The sequence below is a fragment of the Williamsia deligens genome (assembly GCF_024171765.1).
In the GTDB taxonomy this organism is placed as follows: Bacteria; Actinomycetota; Actinomycetes; order Mycobacteriales; family Mycobacteriaceae; genus Williamsia_A; species Williamsia_A deligens.
The window spans coordinates 2,248,987-2,266,642 of the sequence record NZ_JAMTCI010000001.1 but is presented as its reverse complement, the minus strand read 5'-3'; the positions used below and the strand labels follow the sequence as shown (position 1 = coordinate 2,266,642).

At 70.0% G+C, this 17,656-nt stretch carries 19 protein-coding genes; 9 read left to right on the top strand and 10 right to left on the bottom strand.

The genetic code is table 11. The annotated features are described in order from the left end of the window. Window positions 1-18: 18 nt before the first annotated feature. Window positions 19-642, top strand: coding sequence for a TetR/AcrR family transcriptional regulator (locus LX14_RS10675; RefSeq protein ID WP_253647181.1), 624 nt, complete (start codon window positions 19-21; stop codon window positions 640-642). 101 nt (window positions 643-743) lie between these two features. Here LX14_RS10675 and LX14_RS10670 read toward each other — a convergent pair whose 3' ends face one another. The 6 genes from LX14_RS10670 to LX14_RS10645 form a co-directional block, all read right to left on the bottom strand. Next, complete coding sequence (locus LX14_RS10670) at window positions 744-2,672, bottom strand: SNIPE associated domain-containing protein (protein ID WP_253647180.1); 1,929 nt, start codon at window positions 2,670-2,672, stop codon at window positions 744-746. Between the two features lie 119 nt (window positions 2,673-2,791). Next, window positions 2,792-3,763 (bottom strand): 23S rRNA (guanosine(2251)-2'-O)-methyltransferase RlmB, encoded by a 972-nt coding sequence (rlmB, locus tag LX14_RS10665; RefSeq protein WP_253647179.1) that lies wholly within the window; start codon window positions 3,761-3,763, stop codon window positions 2,792-2,794. Next, window positions 3,764-5,155, bottom strand: a complete 1,392-nt coding sequence (cysS, locus tag LX14_RS10660; protein WP_253647178.1) for a cysteine--tRNA ligase — start codon at window positions 5,153-5,155, stop codon at window positions 3,764-3,766. Window positions 5,156-5,201: 46 nt separating this feature from the next. Continuing rightward, window positions 5,202-5,672, bottom strand: a complete 471-nt coding sequence (gene ispF / locus LX14_RS10655) for a 2-C-methyl-D-erythritol 2,4-cyclodiphosphate synthase (RefSeq protein ID WP_253647974.1) — start codon at window positions 5,670-5,672, stop codon at window positions 5,202-5,204. A gap of 5 nt (window positions 5,673-5,677) precedes the next feature. After that, window positions 5,678-6,370, bottom strand: coding sequence for a 2-C-methyl-D-erythritol 4-phosphate cytidylyltransferase (ispD, locus tag LX14_RS10650; protein WP_253647177.1), 693 nt, complete (start codon window positions 6,368-6,370; stop codon window positions 5,678-5,680). A 14-nt stretch (window positions 6,371-6,384) separates the two neighbouring features. Beyond that, window positions 6,385-6,873: a CarD family transcriptional regulator gene (locus LX14_RS10645; protein ID WP_253647176.1), complete on the bottom strand. Its 489-nt coding sequence runs from the start codon at window positions 6,871-6,873 to the stop codon at window positions 6,385-6,387. A gap of 279 nt (window positions 6,874-7,152) precedes the next feature. Between LX14_RS10645 and LX14_RS10640 the strand changes: the two genes are divergently transcribed. Both LX14_RS10640 and radA read left to right on the top strand, forming a co-directional pair. Further along, window positions 7,153-7,974 carry a copper chaperone PCu(A)C domain-containing protein gene (locus LX14_RS10640; protein WP_253647175.1) on the top strand — a complete coding sequence of 274 codons (822 nt, stop codon included), beginning with the start codon at window positions 7,153-7,155 and terminating at the stop codon, window positions 7,972-7,974. A gap of 41 nt (window positions 7,975-8,015) precedes the next feature. After that, on the top strand, window positions 8,016-9,395 hold the full coding sequence (gene radA, locus LX14_RS10635; RefSeq protein ID WP_253647174.1) for a DNA repair protein RadA: 1,380 nt from the start codon (window positions 8,016-8,018) through the stop codon (window positions 9,393-9,395). Between the two features lie 27 nt (window positions 9,396-9,422). On the opposite strand, the gene LX14_RS10630 is transcribed toward radA, so the two are convergent. Beyond that, window positions 9,423-9,935, bottom strand: coding sequence for a PaaI family thioesterase (locus LX14_RS10630; protein WP_253647173.1), 513 nt, complete (start codon window positions 9,933-9,935; stop codon window positions 9,423-9,425). Window positions 9,936-10,018: 83 nt separating this feature from the next. On the opposite strand from LX14_RS10630, the gene disA reads away from it, so the two are divergent. Continuing rightward, window positions 10,019-11,101: a DNA integrity scanning diadenylate cyclase DisA gene (gene disA / locus LX14_RS10625; RefSeq protein ID WP_253647172.1), complete on the top strand. Its 1,083-nt coding sequence runs from the start codon at window positions 10,019-10,021 to the stop codon at window positions 11,099-11,101. Window positions 11,102-11,122: 21 nt separating this feature from the next. Here disA and LX14_RS10620 read toward each other — a convergent pair whose 3' ends face one another. Together LX14_RS10620 and LX14_RS10615 are read right to left on the bottom strand one after the other, a co-directional pair. Then, window positions 11,123-11,872 carry a hypothetical protein gene (locus tag LX14_RS10620; protein ID WP_253647171.1) on the bottom strand — a complete coding sequence of 250 codons (750 nt, stop codon included), beginning with the start codon at window positions 11,870-11,872 and terminating at the stop codon, window positions 11,123-11,125. A 104-nt stretch (window positions 11,873-11,976) separates the two neighbouring features. Continuing rightward, window positions 11,977-12,630 (bottom strand): carbonic anhydrase, encoded by a 654-nt coding sequence (locus LX14_RS10615; protein WP_253647170.1) that lies wholly within the window; start codon window positions 12,628-12,630, stop codon window positions 11,977-11,979. Here LX14_RS10615 and LX14_RS10610 point away from each other — a divergent pair. Then, entirely contained in the window at window positions 12,629-13,585 is a 957-nt protein-coding gene (locus tag LX14_RS10610) for an iron-sulfur binding domain-containing protein (RefSeq protein WP_253647169.1), read from the top strand. The genes LX14_RS10615 and LX14_RS10610 overlap by 2 nt on opposite strands. Here the strand turns inward: LX14_RS10610 and LX14_RS10605 are convergent. Then, window positions 13,540-14,367, bottom strand: coding sequence for an alpha/beta fold hydrolase (locus tag LX14_RS10605; protein WP_372505316.1), 828 nt, complete (start codon window positions 14,365-14,367; stop codon window positions 13,540-13,542). The genes LX14_RS10610 and LX14_RS10605 overlap by 46 nt on opposite strands. Between LX14_RS10605 and LX14_RS10600 the strand changes: the two genes are divergently transcribed. From LX14_RS10600 to LX14_RS10585, 4 genes are all read left to right on the top strand, one after another. Beyond that, window positions 14,366-14,674: an antibiotic biosynthesis monooxygenase family protein gene (locus tag LX14_RS10600; RefSeq protein ID WP_253647168.1), complete on the top strand. Its 309-nt coding sequence runs from the start codon at window positions 14,366-14,368 to the stop codon at window positions 14,672-14,674. The genes LX14_RS10605 and LX14_RS10600 overlap by 2 nt on opposite strands. Before the next feature lie 45 nt (window positions 14,675-14,719). Beyond that, on the top strand, window positions 14,720-15,373 hold the full coding sequence (locus LX14_RS10595) for an LON peptidase substrate-binding domain-containing protein (protein ID WP_253647167.1): 654 nt from the start codon (window positions 14,720-14,722) through the stop codon (window positions 15,371-15,373). 94 nt (window positions 15,374-15,467) lie between these two features. Continuing rightward, complete coding sequence (locus LX14_RS10590; protein ID WP_253647166.1) at window positions 15,468-16,949, top strand: aldehyde dehydrogenase; 1,482 nt, start codon at window positions 15,468-15,470, stop codon at window positions 16,947-16,949. A 48-nt stretch (window positions 16,950-16,997) separates the two neighbouring features. Continuing rightward, window positions 16,998-17,600 (top strand): FKBP-type peptidyl-prolyl cis-trans isomerase, encoded by a 603-nt coding sequence (locus LX14_RS10585; RefSeq protein ID WP_253647165.1) that lies wholly within the window; start codon window positions 16,998-17,000, stop codon window positions 17,598-17,600. The last annotated feature ends 56 nt before the right edge of the window (window positions 17,601-17,656 follow it).

Genomic DNA, 17,656 nt, shown 5'->3' with positions numbered 1-17,656 from the left:
ACCTTTACCATCGACGTCATGGTCGAGATCGAGGTCGCGGAACGGCGCGCCAACAGGCGCGGTCAGGCCACCCGTGAATCCATGCTCGACGCGGCGTTGCACGCGCTCGCCACCGGCGATCCCGGATCCGTCTCGGGAAATCGAATCGCGAAGGAGGCCGGTGCCACGTGGGGGGCGATCAAGTACCAGTTCGGCGACATCGACGGGCTGTGGGCCGCGGTGCTCCGGTACACCGCGGAACGGCGCGGGGACCTGCCCGCCGGCGCATCACCGGGATCGTCATTGCGTGAGCGGGTCGCGACCATCGTCGACAACCTCTACGACGGCCTGTCGGGAACGGACTCCCGCGCCATCGAGACCCTCCGCGCGGCCATGCCCCGTGATCGCGACGAGTTCGAGCGGCTGTTCCCCCGCACCGCGGCGGAGTTCGCGTCGTGGCGTCAGGCGTGGCTCGACACCTGCACCCGCGCCTTCGCCGGTCTCGGCGTCGATCCCGACCGCCTCGCCGCGGTCGCGGCGTTCATCCCGGGCGCCATGCGGGGCATCGTCTCCGAAAAGCAGCTGGGCTCCTACAGCGACCTCGACCTGGCCCGCCACGGCCTCACCGAGGCGATCGTCGCGTACCTCGAGCCTCAGATCTGACGCCGGGGCGGGCGTCCACAACTGGCACCGATGTCACGAGACGTGTGCACAGCGCGCACGCCGTCGCTGACCGGTGACACCTGTGGACCGTCTGTAGTCCGTCAGGTCGGGAGCAGCGCGCGATCCGGACCACCCGACCTCCGCCATTCGTCGGCAGGGGTCTCCTCGTCGTATTGGACGACGATGTTGTCCGCGATCCCCATCTCCTCCAGCACGTCTCGAACCTCCGACGGGCTCGCGTAGAAGAACTCACGGTGCCGGTTCACCTGGTTGACCGCCCTGTCCGCGAATCGCTGGTGCAGAGCGGTTTCGAGGGCGACGGCGTCCTCGCTGAAGATCAGTGCGTGCGTGTCGAATCGGAATGGGACAGACGCATCGCCGAGCTCACGCACTCGTTCCTCGGGAGTGACGCGCCTCGTCATGCCGATCTTGACCATCCTCTCCCCGAAGGCGCCCAGGTTCGAGATGACGTAGACGTAGCCCAGGCGCATGTTGGCTCGACGGTGAGCAACCTGATCGAGGGCCGCTCTCACCGACGTCAGTTGCGATCGCACCTGCGCGATCTGTTGCGCACTACCGGATCCGCTCTCGAGACGCGCCAGTGCGTCCGCATACTTGTCGCGGTCCCGTTCCAGCCGGACCTGTTCCCGCGCGTACTCTGCGTCGGCGCGCGCCTGCTCACGCTGCTGCTCCTTGAGTTCGCGCTGACGCTCCTTCTCCTCCGCCAGCTTGTTGATGTAGTCGGAGGTGAGTTCGAGTTCCTGGCGACGCAGCCGGTGATACTGATCGGTCACCGCAATCGACATCGTCCGACCGAGACGCGCGATGGTCGTCCGCGTCGAATCCAGCCGGACCAGAGCGGAGTCGACCTTGAACGGCCGCAGAGTCCGCACCGCGTGGTCTGCGTCCGCGTTGTAGGCCCGCAACATCAGCTTCGACACCTCGGCGACCATCTTGCGGCCCTGCGCACTCGAACCGTTCACCGTCCAGTTGCTCGCCCCGCTCACGGCACGACCCGCCTTCGCCATGGCTTTCATCCGGTCACGGATCTCGTCGAGTCGTGCCTTGTATGCGATGGAATCATCCAGTCTGTGTCGGTAGTGGTAGAGCCCGATCTCAGCGAGCTCTTGTTCACCCTCCGCGTCCCGAATGGCCCCGCGGAGACCGCTCAGCCTCTGCTCGAGGCCCGCGATCTCCACCCGAGTCCGCTCTGCCTTCGCGGTGAGCTCGGCAGTCTCCGAAAGCAGTCGCTGCCGAGTCGCGTCGATGGACACGTTGTCCATCGCCCCGCTCTCGGCGAAGAGTCGCTGCAGCCGCGCGTTCTCGCTCTCCAGCTGAGCACGCTTGCGGGAGGTGAAGAGAGACCGACGGTGTGCACGGTCGGGCTGCGGCTGCGGCTGCGGAGCGACGGTTGGCTGGTCGTGGGTGACCGGGAACGGCCGACGATCTGCCGCCATCCGGAACGGCTCGGGGCTCGCGCTGGACGGGGCCTCCGGGGGAGGACCGTCGTCGATCTCGACGCCGTGGTGGCCGGCGAGCGCGGCGAGGCCATCCGAGTACCCCTGCGCGAGCAGACGCAGTCTCCATTCATCGGACCGGCGATAGATCTCGACCAGGATCATGGCGGCGAGAACTCCGTCGGCGCGCAGGCTCGCCGATGCCACCGGGGTTCCGGCGGCATCTGTGACCACGAGGTCGACGGCGCCAGGATCCTGCTGGGTGAGGACGCCGTCGGACGCCCCGACGATCACGCGGTGCACTCCCGCGTCGAGGCGTCCCGGGTGTACGCGGATCCACTGCACGGCCGACGACTCCGGCAGCCAGGCCACGCTGCCGTCGGAGCACTGCGGATTGTTGTAGAACACGAAGTCATCGTCGGTGCGGACCTTGCCGACCTCGTCGACGACGAATGCGACCAGGTCGGGTGGTGCTCCGTCCGATGACAACCGCAGATGGAAGACATCGAGCAAGGACGGTTCGAGCGAACGCAGCGGGAGCGCTTCACCCGGGATCAGGACGCGGGGTGTCATACCTCGCATGCTGCCCGATCCGGACGCAATTACGAATGCGAATGGGCGGAGTGTGCAACTCCCACGGTGCCGTCAGCGCGGCTTCCCCGGGTCGGTGGCGTGCGAACCGACCGCGGGGTTCAGCGGGTGCGGCGCTGCCGGGCGAACTCGGCGAGCACGACGCCCGCGGCGACGGAGGCGTTGAGGCTCTCGACAGGGCCGGCCATGGGGATCGACAGGATCGAGTCGCACGATTCCCGCACCAGCCGCGACAGTCCCTTGCCCTCGGATCCGACGACGACGACGGTCGGTCCACTGCCGTCGTACTCGTCCAGGGTGGTGTCACCGTCGGCGTCGAGACCGACGAGCTGCGTACCGTCGGCGGCCCAGTCCTTCAGCGTGCGAGTGAGATTCGGCGCCTGCGCGACGGGAAGTCGGGCCGCCGCACCCGCGCTCGTCCGCCAGGCGACCGCGGAGACGCTGGCGCTGCGGCGGGCGGGGATGACGACGCCGTGCCCGCCGAACGCCGCGGTCGACCGGATCACCGCACCGAGGTTGCGGGGGTCGGTGATGTTGTCGAGCGCGACGAGCAGCGGCGGCGTGCCGCTGTCACGCGCAGCCGCCATCAGGTCGTCGGGGTGGGCGTACTCGTACGGCGGGACCTGCAGCGCGACACCCTGGTGCAGACCGTTGGAGCTGAACCGGTCGAGTTCGGCGCGCGAGGCCTCGAGGATCGCGATCCCCTTGTCCCCGGCCATCTTCACGGCCTCCGAGACGCGCTCGTCCGGCGTGCCACCGATCATCACGTACAGCGCCGTCGCCGGGACACCGGCACGCAGGCACTCCACGACGGGGTTGCGTCCCAAGACGTACTCGGGGCCGTCCTCGTCGCGGCGCTTCGCAGCACTCGACCGGCCACGGCCCGCACCGGACGCCGACGCGCTCGCGGCGCGGGCACGCTTGTGCGCTGCGTGGTACGGCCGGTCCTCGGCCTTGGGCGTGGCGCCGCGGCCCTCGAGTCCGCGGCGTCGGTTGCCGCCGGAGCCGGCGACCTGGCCCTTCTTCGTGCCGTCCTTGCGGACCGCACCCTTGCGTCGGGAGTTGCCCGCCATCTACTCGTGTCCCTTCAGTTCCCACCGCGGGCCGTCGGGGGTGTCGGTGACCTCGACCCCCGCCGCCGCGAGGCGGTCGCGCACCGCGTCGGCGGTGGCGTAGTCCTTCTCCGCACGGGCGGTGGCCCGCCGGTCGAGCTCAGCCCGGATGAGCACGTCGAGCGCCGACATCGCCTGCGCGTCGTCGCCGGCACCCGCCCACCGGGGATCGAGCGGGTCCACGCCCAGGATCGCGGTCATCGCGCGCACCGACGACGCCGCCGCGAGAGCCTCGTGGACCGAGCCGGACTCCGCCGCCGAATTGCCCTGGCGCACAGCGGTGTGGAGCTCGGCCAGCGCCGCCGGGACACCGAGATCGTCGTCGAGCGCAGCCGCGAAACCGTCCGGGACGGTGCCGATCTCGACCTCGCCGAAGCGTTCGGCGACGCGGTGCACGAACGACTCGATGCGTCGATAGCCGGCGGCGGCCTCGGTGAGCGCGCCGTCGGAGTACTCGAGCATCGACCGGTAGTGCGCGCTGCCCAGGTAGTAGCGCAGCTCCACCGGACGGACCCGCTGCAGCATCGCCGGGATCGACACGACGTTGCCCAGCGACTTGCTCATCTTCTCGCCACCCATGGTGACCCAGCCGTTGTGCAGCCAGTACTGCGCGAAACCGTCTCCGGCGCCGTGGGATTGGGCGATCTCGTTCTCGTGGTGCGGGAAGATCAGATCCATCCCGCCGCAGTGGATGTCGAACTCGGCACCCAGTAGCGACGTCGCCATCGCCGAGCACTCCAGGTGCCAGCCGGGCCGCCCGTCACCCCAGGGGGTGGGCCAGGACGGTTCGCCGGGTTTCGCGGCCTTCCACAGGGTGAAGTCACGGTCGTCGCGCTTTCCGGTGCCCACGCTCTCGCCCTGGTGGACGTCGTCGAGGCGATGTCCCGACAGCGCGCCGTAGTCAGGGAGGCTGCGCACGTCGAAGTAGACGTTGCCGTCCGCGGCGTAGGCGTGCCCACGCTCCATCAGGCGCTCGATGTAGGTGACCATCTGGGTGATGAACCCGGTCGCGCGGGGTTCGGCCGACGGTGGCAGCACACCCAGCGCGTCGTACGCGGCGGAGAACTCCCGCTCGTGGGTGGCCGCCCATTCCCACCACGGCCGGCCCGCGTCGGCCGCCTTGGTGAGGATCTTGTCGTCGATGTCGGTGACGTTGCGGACGAACCGCACGTCGAGCCCGGAGTGCGAAAGCCAGCGGCGCAGCAGGTCGAAGGCGATGCCGCTGCGGATGTGGCCGATGTGGGGCACGCCCTGCACGGTGGCGCCGCACAGGTACACCGACGCCTCACCCGCACGGAGCGGGGAGAAATCGCGCAGTTCGCGCGCGGCGGAGTCGTACAGGCGCAGGGTCACGTCCGGCGATCCTACGGCAGAGCGGGTCATCGGCGTCTGTCGTCGCTCAGTCGTCGCGCGCCACGAGCAGTGCGGTGGCGACGGCTGCGACACCTTCGCCGCGACCGGTGAGGCCCAGGCCGTCGGTGGTCGTCGCCGACACCGACACCGGCGCGCCCACCAGGTCCGACAGCAGCGCCTGTGCGGCGTCGCGGCGGGGACCGATCTTGGGACGGTTGCCGATGACCTGCACGGCAGCGTTGCCGACCCGGTAGCCGGCGTCGCCGATCAACCCGCGGACGTGGGTGAGCATGGTGGCCCCGTCGACCCCGTCCCACTCGGGACGTCCGGTGCCGAACACGGCACCGAGATCACCGAGACCCGCGGCGGAGAGCAGAGCGTCGCAGAGTGCGTGGACGCCGACGTCGCCGTCGGAGTGGCCTTCGCACCCGGCATCGTCGGGGAAATGCAGACCGACCATCCAACAGGGCTTGCCCGGCTGGATCGGGTGGACGTCGGTGCCGATCCCCACGCGCATGTCGGTCACGACGGGTTCGCGGTCGCGCCGTGTTCGATCAACATGCGAGCCATCCTCAGGTCCCAGTCGGTCGTGATCTTGAAGGCCATCAGGTCGCCGTCGACGACATGGACGCGCATCCCGTCGGCCTCGGCGAGGCCGGCGTCGTCGGTGGCGTCACCGTTCGACGCGTGTGCCCGCCGCAGTGCGTCCGGGCGGAAGCCCTGCGGTGTCTGCACGGCCCGCAGCGGCGTCCGGTCGACGGTCGCGAGCACGGCTCCGTCGTCCCCGACCCGCTTGAGGGTGTCGGTGACGGCGACAGCCGGGATGACCACGTCATGTCCGGACAGCACCGCGCCCACGACGCGGGAGAACACGTCGGGAGGTGTGAGTGCACGGGCCGCGTCGTGGATGAGGACCACGTCCGGCGGCTCCGCGTGATCACCGGTCGCGGCCAGACATGCCCGCACCGAGTCACTTCGTGCGGCTCCGCCCACGACGACCTGCGCGTCAGGGACCTGAGCACGTGTCTCGGCGACGAGATTCGCCGGCACCGCCACGACGACGCGGTCGACCCCGGCAGCGAGGACGCCGTCGACAGATCGCTGCAGGATCGTGCGACCACACAGGTCCACGAACGCCTTGGGGATCCCGGCGCCGAGTCGGGTGCCCGACCCGGCCGCGGGTATCAACGCCACCGTCGAGGCGGTGGTGGGCATGGGACGCCCGTCCGTCAGGACGCGGTGGCGAGGACCTCGTCGAGGATGACCGACGCCTTGGCCTCGTCGGTGCCCTGCGCGAGCGACAGCTCGTCGACGAGAACGCGACGGGCGCGGGTCAGCATCCGCTTCTCACCGGCGGACAGACCGCGGTCCTGCTCACGACGCCACAGGTCGCGGACGATCTCCGACACCTTGATGATGTCGCCGGAGATGAGCTTCTCCTGGTTCGCCTTGAAGCGGCGCGCCCAGTTGGTGGGCTCCTCGGTGTGCGGGGCACGGAGCACGTCGAACACCTTGCCGAGACCCTCCGCGCCCACGACGTCGCGGACACCGACGTACTCGAGCTTGGTCGACGGGATCTGGACGGTCATGTCACCATCGGCGATCTTCAGGACGAGGTACTCCACCTGCTCACCCTTGATGGTGCGGACCACGATGTCTACGACCTTCGCAGCTCCGTGGTGGGGGTATACGACGGTGTCACCGACTTTGAAATTCACAGTTCACTAGCCCCTTTCGATGGGGCCAGTCTAGCACGGGGATGTTCCGTGCATCACACAACTGTGCAGGTCAGGGGCCTACCAGGGGCGATCCGGTGCGAAATCGCCTGTGCGAGGGGTGACCCCGGAGCTCCGCCGCCGGTCGGGAACAGACCCCCCACGAGCGCACCGCGCACCCGATTGCGTACCCGAGGCACCCGGGAGGACCGGTTGCCACTACGCTCCGTAGTGCAACATCGGCGCGACCCGCACGGGTCCCGAGGCTGAAGAGGAATCCCGGTGGCAGTGCAGTCCCCCGCCCAGGTCGCCCGCACACGGGCCGTCCCCGCCCGTCCGGTCTCCCGCGTCGTGCGCGCCGTGGCCGCGGCAGCAGTCGGCTCGGCCGTCGTCCTCGGTCTCGGCGCCTGTGGCGCCGGTCAGATCTCGCAGACCGCCAACCAGGAGGCCGCCGTCAACGGTGGCGCCGCCACCGTCGGCGAACTGGCCCTGCGCGACGTCCACGTCATCTACCCGCGCGTCAACGCGAGCGACGCGTTCGTCAACGGCGGGCCGTTCGAGCTCGGGTTCCTGATCTCGAACAACAGCCCGTTCCGCAACGACACGTTGCAGGGCATCACGGTCCCCGGTGGCGGGAGCGCGACCATCACGGGCAGCACGTCGCTGCCGGCGACCAAGTCGCTGCGCGCCGGTGAGCCCTCGCAGCTGCTGACCAGCGGCACCGACGCGTCCTCGTCGGCCTCGGCGACGGTCCCGCAGTCCGAGGTCGCCGCGGCGGAGTCCGCCGAGGGTTCTGCGGGCAACTCCGCCGATCCCAGCGAGAAGCGCATCACCGTCACGCTGACCGGGATGGGTACCAAGGTCCGTCCCGGGCTGACCGTGCCCCTGCAGTTCCGGTTCGCCACCGCCGGCTCGGTGACGGTCAACGTCCCGGTCGACGCGGGATCGGTCATGGAGCGCCGTCAGGACCAGCTCCTCAACCGCGACGCCCTCGAGGCCGGCGAGCAGAACGAGTCCCGCAACGAGGGCAGCGAGAACCGCTCCGGTGAGGGCAACTACGGCTCGGACAAGCCCAACACCGGTTCCGGCGGCTCCGCGGGCTGATGCCCGTCCACGGTGTCGGCGGGCATCGCTAGCCTCACGCCGTGGCCAAACCCCGTACGAGCTATCGCTGCACCGCGTGCGGCGCACGCGCAGCCAAGTGGGTCGGTCGGTGCCCCGAGTGCGGTGAATGGGGCACGGTCGACGAGGCCCCTGCCGTCGCCGTCAGCGGTCGTTCCGGCGCCGTCGCGGCTGTCCCGGTCACCCCCGCCCGCCGCATCACCGAGATCGACGCGACCGCCGCCGGTGCGCTGTCGACGGGGATCGGTGAACTCGACCGCGTGCTCGGCTCCGGGCTCGTCCCCGGATCAGTGGTCCTGCTGGCAGGGGAACCCGGTGTCGGCAAGTCGACGCTGCTGCTGGAGACGGTGAAACGGTGGGCCGAGCAGGGCCGTCGCGCGCTGTACGTGACCGGTGAGGAGTCGGCCGCCCAGGTCCGTCTGCGGGCAGAGCGCACCGGCGCGGTCCATCCCGAGGTGTTCCTCGCCGCCGAGACCGATCTCGACACCGTCCTCGCCCACGCCGAACAGGTGGCCCCGACGATGATGATCGTCGACTCGGTGCAGACGATGGTCGCCGGCGGCGCGGACGGTGTGAACGGCGGTGTGACGCAGATCCGCACGGTCACCACGGCACTCACCTCGCTCGCGAAGAACACCGGCATCGCGGTGGTCCTCGTCGGGCACGTCACCAAGGAGGGCGCCGTGGCCGGGCCGCGGACGCTCGAGCACATGGTCGACGTCGTGCTCACGTTCGAGGGTGACAAGCACTCCGCGCTCCGGATGGTGCGTGGCATCAAGAACCGTTTCGGCGCGGCCGACGAGGTCGGCTGCTTCGAACAACGGGGCGACGGCATCCACGAGGTGCCCGACCCCACGGGCCTGTTCCTGCACCACCGCGACGACGACGTCCCCGGCACCGCGATCACGGTCGCGATGGACGGCCGACGACCCATGGTCGCCGAGGTGCAGGCCCTGGTCACCGATACGCACATGGCCTCGCCGCGGCGCGCAGTGAGCGGCCTGGACTCGTCCCGGGTCGCGATGATCCTGGCCGTGCTCGAGGGCAGGATCTCGGTGAAGGTGTCGTCGGTGGAGGTCTACGTGGCCACCGTGGGTGGTATGCGCATCACCGAGCCCGCCGCCGATCTCGGCATCGCGCTGGCCGTCGGCTCCATCGTGCGGATGAAGGCGTTGCCGCGGTCCACCGTCGCCATCGGCGAGGTCGGGCTCGCGGGCGAGGTGCGTCGCGTGGCCGCCGTCGGCCGTCGTGTCGCCGAGGCCAAGCGGCTCGGCTTCCGGCACGCCATCGTCCCCGCCGGTTCCGACGACCTGCCGGCCGGGATCAAGGTCACCCAGGTCGCCGACCTGCACGAGGCCGTGCGGGCCGCGCTGGTCACCTCGGTCGACCCGTACTCGTTCTGACAGCGTTCCGCGGAACGCGCCGGGAGGTCAGGGACGGGCGTTGGCGCGGGTGAAGTGGTCCACCGGGTCGACGACGACGAACAGCCCGTGCCCGCCGGCGAGGGGGTCGCCCGGAGTGGCCGCGTCGTAGGCGACGACCTCGCTGTAGACCTTGCGTCCGCGCAGTCCGAGGACACGGGCGTCCATGCGCAGCGAGGTGCCGACCTGAATGGGTGCCGCGTAGTCGACGTCGAGGACCGCGGTCACCGCGATCGTCCCCATGAGCATGTTGGTCAGACCCATCATCTCGTCGAAGGCACTGGCCAGGATGCCGCCGTGGATCACGCCGGGCCCGCCGGCGAATCGGCGCTCCACCTCGAGAACCGCTGTCGCGGTGAGTCCCTCGCCCGCGATCGCCTGCAGGTGCAGCCCCTGCATAGCGTCCGGACCACACCCGAAGCATCGCTTGTTGTGCGGGGGGATCACGTCACCCACGGCGGTGGCGTCATCGGCCCGACGGGCCGGTTCGAGGTCGTCGGGGACGACGAAGGTGGTCTTCACGCAGGGCGAATCTAGTCGTCGTTACTCTTGTCACCGGTCGCGGGCCCCTCCCGCCGCCGGAGGAGCAAAGGACTCGACGGACGATGGTGGATGCGGCGCACGGTGAGCTGCTGCGGGCGACGATCGCCCGTGTCGCGCCGGGGACCGGACTGCGCGACGGGCTCGAGCGCATCCTCCGCGGGCGCACCGGTGGCCTGATCGTCCTCGGGTACGACGAGGCCGTCGAGCGCATCTGCGACGGCGGCTTCCGCCTCGACGTCGAGTTCGCACCCACCCGGCTCCGCGAGCTGTCGAAGATGGACGGCGCGGTCGTCCTCTCCACCGACGGCAGCAAGATCCTGCGCGCCAACGTGCAGCTCGTCCCCGATCCGTCGATCCCCACCGAGGAGTCCGGCACCCGCCACCGCGCCGCCGAGCGCACCGCGATCCAGACCGGTCACCCGGTCATCTCGGTGAGCGCGTCGATGTCGATCGTGTCCGCCTACGTCGACGGTGTGCGTCACGTCGTCGAGGGCTCCGACCCGATCCTGTCGCGCGCGAACCTCGCCGTCGCCACCCTGCAGCGCTACAAGACCCGTCTCGACGAGGTCAGCGCCGGGCTGTCGCGCGCGGAGATCGAGGACTACGTCTCGCTCCGGGAGGCGATGACCGCGGTCCAGCGGATGGAGATGGTGCGCCGCGTCTCCGTCGAGATCCAGCAGTACGTCCTCGAGCTCGGCAGCAACGGACGCCAGCTCAGCCTGCAGCTCGAGGAACTCGTCGGCGACAACGACACCATCCGCGAACTCGTGGTCCGCGACTACTACTCCAGCCCGGAGCCGGCGACGACCGAGGAGGTCAGGCTGGCCCTCGAGGCGATCGAGGCCCTCGACGACACCGACCTGCTGGACTCGACCCTGCTGGCCGGCGCGTTCGGGTACCCGACGACGCTCGACGCGCAGGACACGACGATGAACCCGCGCGGCTACCGGCTGCTGGCGCGGATCCCGGGTCTGCAGTTCGCCCACATCGACCGGTTGGTGCGCAACTACGGCACGTTGCAGGCGCTGTTGGCGACGAGCGCCGCGGATCTGCAGGCGGTCGACGGGATCGGCGAGATCTGGGCCCGCCACATCCGCGAGGGACTGTCCCGCCTGGCCGAGACGACGATCGAACGCTTCGACTGACCTACGCCACGACGGGCGCCGTCAGCGGCTGGCGGGATCGGTGAAGTTGAAGGTGATCGGAGCGCTGAACTTGGTGCCCAGGTTCCCGACGGCCTGGTAAGAGCCGGCGGCCGCGACCTGGCGGGGCGTCTTGCAGCCCGGGGTGCTGGAGGTGCCCGACCAGACGATGGTGTCCTTGAACTGCTGCGCCGGCTTGAGCGTCTGGTTGTTGATCGACGCGATCGGCGAGCAATCGGTCGCGGACCAGATGTAGCGGGTGCCGTCGAGGCTGCGGACGGTGACGTTCTGCATGTCCTTGCCGACGTCGCGGGTGCAGTCCGACAGGCCGGCGTTGGTCACGACGATGGTGAACACCGGCTTGTCGCCGACGGTGTACGTCGGCTTGTCGGTGTAGAGCACCACGGAGATGTTCTGGTCGGGGCAGAGTCCGGAGGCGGGGACGGCGGTCGGGGACTCCGACGCGGTCGTCGACCCGGGGACCACGACGCCCGAGGCGTTCGTCGACGCCGGGACCTGACCCGGTGCGCCGCCGGAACCCCCGGACGACCCGCTGCCGGGGACGGCGCTGTCGGAGGCGTAGGCCGAGGAGGACGGGTACGGCTGCGACGACGACACCGATGCGCTGGTGTTGCGCGGGGTGTCACCGGAACCGCCGGACGCCCACACCACGATCCCCACGACGACCGCGACCACGACGGCCACCACGCCGATCGCCAGCGCACGACGGCGCCAGTAGATCTCGGGCGGCAACGGGCCCTGCGGTTCCAACACAGAGTGAACGCTAGAGGTCGGGCCGCATGTGCGGCCCGACCTCCGGCGGCGTGTCGTCACAAAGTGACGGTCACTACTTCCTGGCTACGCCCGCATCGACGTCCCTACGAGGACGCGGTCATCGCGTGCGCGGCGTCCGGCGCGTCGTCGACGGCTCCGATCGCCTGTCGCAGGTAGGTCTTGCCCTCGGCGAGGCTGTAGGTGAGGCCCACGATCCCGAGCTCGCCCGACTCGACCCTGTCGCTGACGATCGAGCTGCGCTCGAGGAGGCGGGCGGCGGTCTCCGAGACGTGCTTGGCCTCGAAGTCGGCCGTGCTGCTCAGCCCCTGGCTGCGTCCGAGCAGGATGCTCGGGGTCACCTTCTCGACGACGTCGCGGATGTGCCCGCCGGGCAGCTCGTTGGTGTCGAGCGCCTTGATCGTGGCGCCGACCGCGCCGCAGCTGTCGTGGCCGAGCACGACGATCAGGGGCACGTTCAGCACCGCGACCGCGAAGTCGATGGATCCGAGGACCGCGGAGTCGATCGCCTGGCCCGCGGTGCGGACCACGAACAGGTCCCCGAGACCCTGGTCGAAGATGATCTCGGCGGCCACGCGCGAGTCCGAGCACCCGAAGAGGATCGCCTTGGGATGCTGGCCCTCGGTGAGCCGCGTCCTGTCGTCGATACCCTGACTCGGATGTGCGGGTGTCCCCGAGACGAATCGGTCGTTGCCGTCGCGCAGCTCACGCCACGCCTGTGCGGGAGAGATGTTTGCCATGACTGACATTGTGCCGACAAACGGACACACCGCAGGTGTGACTTTTTCCGACAGCCTGCTGTCGTGGTTCGACGACCACGAACGCGACCTCCCCTGGCGTGCCGACGACGTCACGGCATGGCAGATCCTGATCAGCGAGATCATGTTGCAACAGACCCCTGTCGCACGCGTGATCCCGAAGTGGCTGGAGTGGATCGAGCGCTGGCCCGTCCCGTCGGCGATGGCCGCCGACGGTGTCGGCGAGGTCGTCCGGGCCTGGGGGAAGCTCGGCTACCCGCGTCGCGCCATGCGTCTGCACGAGTGCGCCTGCGTGCTCGCGCGACAGTTCGACGACGAGGTGCCCCGTGACGTCGAGACCCTCCTGACACTGCCGGGCGTCGGCGACTACACCGCCCGCGCCGTCGCGTGCTTTGCCTACGACGCACCGGTTCCCGTCGTCGACATCAACGTGCGACGCGTGATCGCCCGCGCGATCCACGGTCGCGGTGACGCCGGATCACCCGCCCGCACGGATCTCGCGGACGCCTCCGCACTGCTGCCGACGCGCGTGGACCGCGCGCCGCGGTTCTCCGCCGCGCTGATGGAGCTCGGCGCCCTGGTGTGCACGGCGCGCAGCCCGTCGTGCGACGCGTGTCCGCTGCCGTCGTGCGCCTGGGTCGAGGCCGGGCGACCGGCGGTGACCACCCCGAAGAAGGTGCAGCGCTTCGCGGGCACCGATCGGCAGGTGCGCGGACTCATCCTCGACGAGTTCCGTTCCGCGACAGGGCCCGTCGAACGCGGTCGGATCGACACGGTGTGGACCACCGATCCCGGGCAACGGGAACGCGCGCTGGACTCGCTGCTGGCCGACGGTCTCGTCGAGACCACCGACGGCACGCTGTTCTGGTTGGCCGGGGAGGGTGGCGAGGCTCAGGGCAGCATCGCCGACAGGAACGCCTCGACAGCGCCTCGGTAGGTCTCCGGGCGGTCGTCGTGGACCAGATGGCCAGCACCCTCGATCACGAGATGCGTTGCCAGTCGGTTCATCTCGGCCATGCGCGCCATCTGACCGGGCGGGGTGACCCCGGCGCCCGCCTCGACGAGCAACGACGGGACCGAGACCGACGACCACTCGTCCCAGAACGACCGTCGCCCCCACTCGTCCGCGATCGCCTGCCACACGTCGAGGCTGCCGTGCATCCGCCCGTCGTCGAACGCGTCGTAGAAGTACCGACCCGCGACCGGACCGAACACCTCCTCCGCGTGCGCCGGCGAGTCCAGGGTCCGGGGCCAGTGCGCGAACACCTCCGACCACTCCGCGGTGGTACGGCCCCGGAAGTCCGGCGCCATGTCCTCGACGACGAGCGCCGACACCAGCTCGGGGTGTGCGGCGGCGGTGCAGAAGGCGTGCAGACCGCCCATCGAGTGGCCGACGAGCACCGCGGGCCCCCGGTCGATCCAGGTCAGCGTCTCGGCGATGTCGGCGACGAAGCGTTCGGTGGTGATCTCCTCGGCCGCGAGCTCGTCGATGTCGACGTCTCCCGCGCCGGTGTGGAACGCGGCGTCGACGGTGAACACCTGGCCGTAGCGACGCAACCACGGGACCTGTCGCCGCCAGGTGCGCCCGCGACCCATGAGGCCGTGCAGCAGGAGGATGGGCCGGGCGTCGTCGCTGTCGGAGCCGTCGGGGCCGAGAACGGCGCTCCCGTGGTCTCTCAGCCCGATCTCGGCTGTCACGGTCGATACGATAGCGGGCATGGCAGTCGTCAAGATCAACGCGATCTCGGTCCCCGAGGGTGCAGGCCCCGAACTCGAGAAGCGGTTCGCGAACCGCGCCCACTCGGTCGACGGGACGCCGGGTTTTCTCGGGTTCCAGTTGCTCCGTCCGACCAAGGGCGAGGACCGCTACTTCGTCGTCACGCAGTGGGAGTCCGACGAGGCGTTCGCTGCCTGGTCGGGTGGACCGGCACGCGAGGCGCACGCCGGCGAGCGGGCCAACCCCGTCTCGAGTGGCGCCGAGTTGCTCGAGTTCGAGGTCGTCCTGGACGCACGCCCCTCCTCGTAGTCGCGTTTCGTCCGGCGTGTCGCGCGGCACGGTTACCGTGGGGGCATGGCCGAACCCCCGGTGCAGCAGATGGCGATGTTCCCGCTGGGGATGGCCCTGCTCCCGGGAGAACTGTTGCCGTTGCAGATCTTCGAGCCCCGGTATCGGGAGATGCTGGCGCACTGCCTCGAGAGCGACGAACCGCAGTTCGGCGTCGTCCTCATAGCGCGCGGCGCCGAGGTCGGTGGCCTCGACGAGCGCCACATGATCGCCACCGTCGCGCGCATCGTCGAACACCATGTCGCCGACGACGGGCGGGCGCTCGTGCGCTGCGTCGGCACCGAGCGGATCCGCGTGGTCGACTGGCTGCCCGACGACCCGTATCCCCGGGCCCTGGTCGAGGAGTACCCGGACGAGCCGATCGTCTCGTTCGGGTCCGAGTCGCTGGACCAGCAGTACTCGGCGGTGGCCGAGAGCATCCGCGAGCTGTTCGAGCTCGTGCGGTCCGCGGGTCGGACGGAGGCCCGATTCGACGACTCCTCGGACACCGACGACCTCGACGACATCGACCGCGCGTTCCGGTGGGCCGGTCAGCTCCCGATCGGCCAGGCGGACCGGTTCGCGATCCTCGCGGCTCCGTCACCGCTGGAGCGCATCGAGGCCCTCGGGGAGGCCGTCGATTCGGTGACCGCGGCCATCCGTTTCCAGCTGATGGACTGACCGGCCACCATCACCGCGTTTCCGCAGAACTGGAACGTGTTCTAGTATCGGGTGTCGAGCATCACACCCCATCCGGACTGGAGCGCGCATCCCCATGACCGACACCATCGACACCCCGACGACGGCGAGCACGGCGTCGAACGATCGCGACGAGCTCTACATCGGTGGTCGCTGGGTGGTACCGCATTCCACCGCCCGGCTCGAGGTCCACTCCCCCGCCACCGGCGAACGGATCGGCAGCGCGCCCGACGGTGACGCCGAGGACATCGACGCCGCGGTCCGTGCGGCGCGCGCCGCCTACGAGTCCGGGGTGTGGAGCCGTACGACCCCGGCAGAGCGGGCAGGTGTGTTGCGTCGTGTCGCCGACATCATCGAGGAGCGCATCTCGTCGATCGCCGCCGTCGTGTCCGGCGAGATGGGCGCGGGCGAGGGCGACATCGCGACGCTGCAACAGCTCCCGGGCACCGGCGTGCTGCGGGCCTACGCCGACGCGATCGAGAACGAGATCGCCTGGGTCGAGCACCGCACCGGACTCTTCGGCACGACCCGTGTCGAGCGTGAGCCGATCGGCGTGGTCGGCGCGATCACGGCGTGGAACGTGCCGCTCTACCTCGCCTGCAACAAGCTCGGCCCGTCGCTGGCGGCGGGCTGTTCGGTGGTCCTCAAGCCGGCCCCGGAGACGCCGCTCAGTGCCTACATCGTCGCGGAGATCTTCGCCGAGGCCGGACTGCCGGAGGGCGTGCTGTCGGTGGTGAGCGGGGGCGTCGAGACCGGCAAGGCCCTCGTCGACCACCCTGACGTCGACAAGATCACCTTCACCGGGTCCACCCGCGCCGGCAAGCAGATCGGTGCGGCGTGCGGCGAGCAGCTCAAGAGCTGCCAGCTGGAGCTCGGCGGCAAGTCCGCGGCGATCGTGCTCGAGGACGCGAACATCGACGAGATCGCCGGGATGCTGGCCTTCTACGGCCTGTTCAACACCGGTCAGGCGTGCGTCGCCCAGACCCGCATCCTGATCCCCCGCAGCCGCCACGACGAGATCGTCTCCGCGGTCGCCGCCGCGGCCGAGGCCATGGCGCCGGGCCCCGTGCTCGGACCGATCATCACCGAGAAGCAGCGCGACAAGGTCGAGGACTACATCCGGCTCGGCAAGGAGGCCGGGGCGACGGCTGTGGTCGACGGCGGCCGGCCGGAGGGCCTCGACGCCGGCTACTACCTCGCGCCGACGGTCTTCGCCGACGTCACCAACGACATGCGGATCGCCCAGGAGGAGATCTTCGGGCCAGTGCTGGCGATCATCGACTACGACTCGGTCGACGAGGCCGTCGACATCGCCAACGACTCCGAGTACGGACTGGCCGGTGCGATCTACTCCGCCGACGTCGAGCGGGCCATCGCGATCGCCGGTCGCATCCGTACCGGCACGCTCGGGATCAACTGGTACGCCATCGATCCCGGCTCCCCGTTCGGCGGTTACAAGAACTCCGGCGTCGGCCGCGAGAACGGCCGCGAGGGTGTCGAGAGCTACCTCGAGACCAAGTCGATCATCCTGCCGATGGGGTACGAGCCGGCGGTCTGACCCCGCGACGCGGACAGCGGCCGACGCACTGCACGCTACGGTCGACGGATGCGCCGTGAACTGAGAAACGCCACCGCTGCCGTCTCGCTCGCCGTCGCCGTCGCCCTGGTGGGTGCGGCATGCGGTGACTCCGACTCCGGGAGTTCGTCGGCGTCGAGCACCACCGCGACCGAGACGACGGCTGCGACCGCCGCCGACACCGCAGCCCCCACCAGCGCGGCTCCGGTGCAGTCGGGGACGCCCGGATCCGACGGCATCCCGACGATCACGGCGAACGCGACCGACACCGGCAAGGAGCCGACGATCGCCGCCGGCACAGGCACCCCGCCGACCGATCTGCGCATCGCCGACCTGAAGACCGGTGACGGCCGTGTCGCGACCGCCGCGGACACCGTCTCCGTCCGCTATGTCGGCGCGCTGTACTCCGACGGTTCCGTCTTCGACGCGAGCTGGAAGCAGGGCGACACCCCCGTCGACTTCCCGCTGTCGGGTGTCGTGCCCGGCTTCGCCCAGGGCATCGAGGGCATGAAGGTCGGTGGACGCCGCGAGATCGTGATCCCGCCCGCACTGGGGTACGGCGACCAGTCGCAGCCGGGTCTGCCCGCCGGGTCCACGCTCGTCTTCGTCGTCGACCTCGTCGGGATCAGCTGACCCCACGCGGTCGCTCCGGTTCCAGGGTTCCCGCTCCACTTGTTCGAGGACGCTCC